General features: G+C 69.6%; 1 protein-coding gene. It reads right to left on the reverse strand.

Annotated elements, in window-relative coordinates:
- Positions 1 to 1,024: AMP-binding protein (locus BQ8420_RS31100; protein ID WP_143847676.1), on the reverse strand; the 1,024-nt coding region annotated here is incomplete at both ends.

Raw genomic sequence — 1,024 nt, forward strand, 5'->3', positions numbered from 1 at the left:
GGCGTGGGGGGCGAAGTGGGTGCGGACCCAGTGGCGTAGTTCGTCGGCCAGTTCGGGGGTGGGGGCGCTGGTGGGGTCCAGGACGATGCGGGCGCCGACGAGGTGTCCGGCGATGTCGTCGGGGATGGCGTAGACGCCGACTTCGTCGACGGCGGGGTGGGTGGTCAGGACGGTTTCGACTTCGGTGGGGCCGATGCGGTAGCTGCGGGTGATGATGGCGCCGTCGTCGCGGGTGTTGAAGTGCAGGTTGCCTTGGCGGTCGATGATGCCGGTGTCGCCGGTGAGGTGGTGGGCGTGGTCGGGGCTGTGGCGGATGTCGATGGTGTTGTCGTAGCCGTGGTAGCCCTCGAACCAGTCCAGGGGGCTGGTGGGGTGGTGGATGGCGATGCGTCCGAATACGCCGGGGGGTGCGGGTTGGTCGTCGATGGGGTCCAGGACGTGGATGTTCCAGCCGGGTAGGGCGGGGCCGATGGCGCCGGGGGGCAGGGTGTTGGTGTGTTGGGGTAGGTCGGGGTCGTTGGGGATGCCGGCGCACCAGCCGAGTTCGGTTTGTCCGTAGTGGTCGCGGACGGGGACGCCGAAGAGGTCGGTGGCCCAGGCGATGACGTCGGGGGCCAGGGGTTCGCCGGCGCTGGCGAGGTTGTGGACGATGATTTCGGGGGGCAGGGTTTTGGTGGCGGCTCGCAGGGTGCGGTAGGTGGTGGGGTCTGAGGCGAAGTTGGTGACGTGGTGCAGGCCTAGGACGTCGAGGGTGAGTTCGGGGTCGAAGAAGCCGGCGCGTAGGGCCAGGGAGTTGTGGCCGGCGAGCAGGGGTGAGATGAGGCCGTGGTAGAGGCCGTAGGCGGAGCCGGGGTCGGCGGTGTTCCAGTAGGTGTCGTCGTTGGTGAGTCCGAGTCCGTGGTGGTGGTAGGCGTGCATGGCGGCCAGGGCGCGGACGGGGACGCGGGCGCCGCGGGGTGGGCCGATGAGGTTGGAGACGTAGAGCAGGGCGAGTGTGGTGTCGGCGGTGGTGGTGGGTTGGGGG

Source organism: Nocardiopsis sp. JB363 (assembly GCF_900143625.1).
GTDB lineage: Bacteria > Actinomycetota > Actinomycetes > Streptosporangiales > Streptosporangiaceae > Nocardiopsis.